This is a genomic window from Flavobacterium sp. SOK18b (assembly GCF_014156605.1).
Classification (GTDB): Bacteria; Bacteroidota; Bacteroidia; order Flavobacteriales; family Flavobacteriaceae; genus Flavobacterium; species Flavobacterium tiangeerense.
The window spans coordinates 1-4,818 of the sequence record NZ_QKNZ01000142.1 but is presented as its reverse complement, the minus strand read 5'-3'; the positions used below and the strand labels follow the sequence as shown (position 1 = coordinate 4,818).

At 37.4% G+C, this 4,818-nt stretch carries 2 protein-coding genes; both read left to right on the top strand.

The window, feature by feature from the left end; genetic code table 11:
- Positions 1-3,468: MBG domain-containing protein (locus DNC80_RS15190; protein WP_182651935.1), on the top strand; the 3,468-nt coding region annotated here is incomplete at its 5' end.
- A gap of 164 nt (positions 3,469-3,632) precedes the next feature.
- Positions 3,633-4,466, top strand: a complete 834-nt coding sequence (locus tag DNC80_RS15185) for an outer membrane beta-barrel protein (RefSeq protein ID WP_182651934.1) — start codon at positions 3,633-3,635, stop codon at positions 4,464-4,466.
- Positions 4,467-4,818: the final 352 nt, after the last annotated feature.

Sequence of the window (4,818 nt, the reverse complement as noted above, 5' to 3'; positions counted from 1 at the left end):
GCTTCTGTGACTCCTTCTGGTGGTGCTGGTGGATATACTTACTCATGGGCTCCATCTGGTGGAACAGCGGCTACTGCTACTGGTCTGACAGCTGGAACTTATACTGTAACAGTGACCGATGCTAACGCATGTACAGCTTCTCGTACCTTTGTAATCACACAACCAACGATTATTAGTACGGCAACTGCTGCACAAACAAATGTGTCTTGTAACGGTGGATCTAATGGTTCTGCTTCGGTGACTCCTTCTGGTGGTGCTGGTGGATATACTTACTCTTGGGCTCCATCTGGTGGAACAGCGGCTACTGCTACTGGTCTTACAGCTGGAACTTATACTGTAACAGTAACGGATGCAAATTCTTGTACAGCTTCTCGTAACTTTGTAATCACACAACCAACGACTATCAGTACGGCAACAGCTGCGCAAACAAACGTGTCTTGCAATGGAGGTTCTAATGGTTCTGCTTCAGTGACTCCTTCTGGTGGTGCTGGTGGATATACTTACTCATGGGCTCCATCTGGTGGAACAGCGGCTACTGCTACTGGTCTTACAGCTGGAACTTATACTGTAACAGTAACGGATGCAAATTCTTGTACAGCTTCTCGTAACTTTGTAATCACACAACCAACGATTATTAGTACGGCAACAGCTGCGCAAACAAACGTATCTTGCAATGGAGGTTCTAATGGTTCAGCTTCAGTGACTCCTTCTGGTGGTGCTGGTGGATATACTTACTCATGGGCTCCATCTGGTGGAACAGCGGCTACTGCTACTGGTCTTACAGCTGGAACATATACCGTAACTGTAACGGATGCAAATTCTTGTACAGCTTCTCTTAACTTTGTAATCACACAACCAACGACTATCAGCACGGCAACAGCTGCGCAAACAAACGTGTCTTGCAATGGAGGTTCTAATGGTTCTGCATCAGTTACTCCTTCTGGTGGTGCTGGTGGATATACTTACTCTTGGGCTCCATCTGGTGGAACAGCGGCTACTGCTACTGGTCTTACAGCTGGAACTTATACTGTAACAGTGACCGATGCTAACGCATGTACAGCTTCTCGTAACTTTGTAATTACACAACCAACGACTATCAGTACGGCAACAGCTGCGCAAACAAACGTATCTTGCAATGGAGGTTCTAATGGTTCTGCTTCAGTGACTCCTTCTGGTGGTGCTGGTGGATATACGTACTCATGGTCGCCATCTGGCGGAACGGCTGCTACTGCTACTGGTCTTGCAGCTGGAACTTATACTGTAACAGTAACCGATGCTAACAGTTGTACAGCTACTAGAAACTTTACTATTACACAACCAACGGCAATTGATTTCACAACAACTGTTTTATCTGGGTATGATTACAATACTGGATATAGTCAGAGTATTGTAGCTTCAGGAGGAACAGGTACTAAAACGTATGCAGTTATAGCGGGAAGTTTGCCTTCTGGTTTTTCACTATCAACAGCTGGACAGGTAACAGGTATTTCAACTCAAATTGCTGATAGTAATTTTACCGTTACTACTACTGATGCTAATAATTGTACTGCTACATTTAATTATGTATTGAAATTAAACCAAATCCCAGTTACTGTAACTGCAACACCTTCTCAAACTAAAGTATATGGTGAAAGTGATCCTGTTTTAACTTATACAGTGTCACCAAGTTTGCTTTCTGGAGATTCTTTTACAGGATCTTTAACAAGAGTTAATGGTGAAAATATTGATAATTATGCCATTAATCTAGGTTCGCTTTCAGCTGGGTCTAAATATTTAATTACTTATGCTGGTGCTAACTTTACTATTACCGCAAAACCAATTACAGTAACGGCAACTACATCACAAACAAAAGTTTATGGGGAAATAGATCCTGTTATTGCTTATACCGTTTCACCAAGTTTAGTTGGTAGTGATTCTTTTACAGGAGCTTTAACAAGAGTTGCTGGAGAAAATACAGGAACTTATGGCATTAACCAAGGAAGTTTGAGTGCTGGATCTAATTATACCATTAGTTATGCAGGCACTAATTTTACTATTACTGCAAAACCAATTACCGTAACAGCAACTACATCACAAACGAAAGTTTATGGAACAACAGATCCTTCTTTTGCGTACACACTTTCACCAAGTCTAGTAGGTAGTGATGCCTTTACAGGAACTTTAACAAGAACCGCAGGAGAGAACATTGGGAACTATGCTATTACACAAGGAAATTTAAGTGCAGGTTCTAATTATGATATTTCGTATATAAGTAAAGATTTTAGTATCACAGCCAAACCTATTACTGTTACGGCAGATGCTTCACAAACCAAAGTATATGGAACTGCAAACCCAGTTTACTCTTATACTGTTTCGCCAAGTTTAGTAAGTGGCAATTCTTTCACGGGAGCTTTAACGAGAGCCGCGGGAGAAAATATTGGAAACTATGCTATCACACAAGGTAACTTAAGTGCAGGAGCTAATTATAACATTACTTATGTAAGCAAAGACTTTACTATTACGGCAAAACCGATCACAGTAACTGCAAATGCTTCACAAACCAAAGTATATGGTACAACGAATCCGGTTTACTCTTACACTGTTTCACCAAATTTAGTTAGTGGCGACTCTTTCACTGGAGCGTTAACAAGAACTGCTGGAGAGAATGTGGGAACGTACACCATTGCACAAGGTACCTTAAGCGCCGGTGGAAATTACACCATTACGTATAACGGTTCTAATTTCACTATTACGAAAGCAGATCAGGTAATTACATGGAATCAGACTTTAGGATTTGGTTGTAATGGAGAAACTAGTATCGTTTTGACTGCTGTTTCAAATAGTGGTTTAGCAGTAAATTATGCTTCTTCTAACGCAAACATTGCTTCTGTTTCTAATAATTCATTATTTTTCCAAAATTATGGTTCTGCAACTATTACAGCATCGCAAGCAGGAAACATGAATTACAACGCAGCTCCGGCAGTTATTTTACCAGTAGTAGCTAGTCAGCCCAACCTAATCAGAAAACAATTTGAAAATATTATATTCTTTGACAACAGTTCGAAGAATTTCAAATCGTACAGCTGGTATAAAAATGGGATTTTAGTTCCAGGACAAACTTCACAGTATTTTAAAGAAAATAGTGCTTTGAATGGAACTTATTACGCAGTAGCAACAAAACTGGACGGAACATTAATTACAAGCTGTCCGTTAACTCTCTCTCCAACAATAGAAGAAGAATACATGAGAATTGTTCCAAACCCTGTTAGAAGCAATACGACTTTCCAATTAATGACTAATATTAGTGCAAGTAGAATACAGAATGCACGTGTTGAGGTTTTTAACTTAACAGGGAACTTGTTAACTACTTTAAATACAAGTCAAAACAATATTGACATGATAGCTCCGATTGTTGAGGGAATTTATATTGTAAAAATAACCTTAGCAAATGGTACCTATTTTACTAAAAACCTTTTAGTAAGAAAATAAATAATTTAAAGAATATGACATCCTCATTTTTTACGAATGAGGATGGATTATTCTAATTTAAAAAACAAGTATAAAATCGCCATTATCAACAAGTTTGCGTGAGCAATAACCAATAAATTAAAGGCGATGAAATATAGGAACGCTAAAAAATAAATTTTATATCTATGAAATTCAATATTAAAAACATAATAGGAACTATAGCTTTCTTAATTTCACAAGGTATAGCTGCACAGTTTTATGTAGGCATACAATCGGGAATCGGAAATATTCAGAGTGACATTACTGGTATACAAACCGGTAATCGCCTTGGTGGAGCTATAAAGGCAGGTTATATTTATTCTTTAAATAGTCATTTTGGAATTGGTACCGGGTTAGAGTTCTCGCAATACAAGCAAGAAGTTTCTTTTTCTAGGCCTACTGCAACACTTTCAAATTTTGAAGTTGATGCTTCCACCTCGGCATTTGTTTACAACATGACTACAAACAACTATAGAGAAAAACAAACTTTACATGCTTTGCAAATCCCTCTTTTTGTGCAGTATAAAACAAATATTAACAAGGGTACTGATTTTAATTTTAGAGCCGGAGCTAAGTATTTTTTACCTGTAAACTATCAAATTAAAGCACAAGCCGATTACGTAAATGGTACTGCATATTATCCAGATGTAAACCTGACTATTGATAATTTACCAGAATTTGGTTTTGGTCAACAAAATAATTATTCAGCATCAGGAGAGTACAAAACTAAAGGAATTGTTATGAGTTCTTTTGAGTTAGGATTTACATTTGAAATGGGAAAAAAGAGTTCGTTGTATGCGGCCATGTTTCTAGAAAATGGATATGGTACAATTTTAGACCAAAACAAGAATGAATCCTATATTGGTTATAATCCAACATCTACAGCTGATAGGAAAGCTAATGGCTTGTACAGTACTGATAAAGAAGCTGAAATTACACCAGTAGCTTTTGGTGTAACGCTAGGATGGAATTTTAAATAATCTCATTTTTTAAAATAATGCAAAAGGTCTTGACTCAAAATCAAGGCCTTTTTTTTGCAGAAAACATCTTTTCAAAGTGGTTAAACTGTAATTAAAATTTGCAGAGGGTATTACCATCACTTCGGCCTCTATTTCTGTGAGATTTCTTAGTACTAATAATTTTGAAGAGACCCCTGAAGTAGAAATTACCCAAATCCAAACCAAAGAATTATTACCGTTATATCAGCTAAGAATTCTGAATTTCAAGTAATCAATCTTTCTGAACAAATACTAAAAACTTTTTAAACAGATGCTGGTGTCAACAATATAATTGACTTGAAAAACTTGAGTAATACCATTTATTCTATAAAAC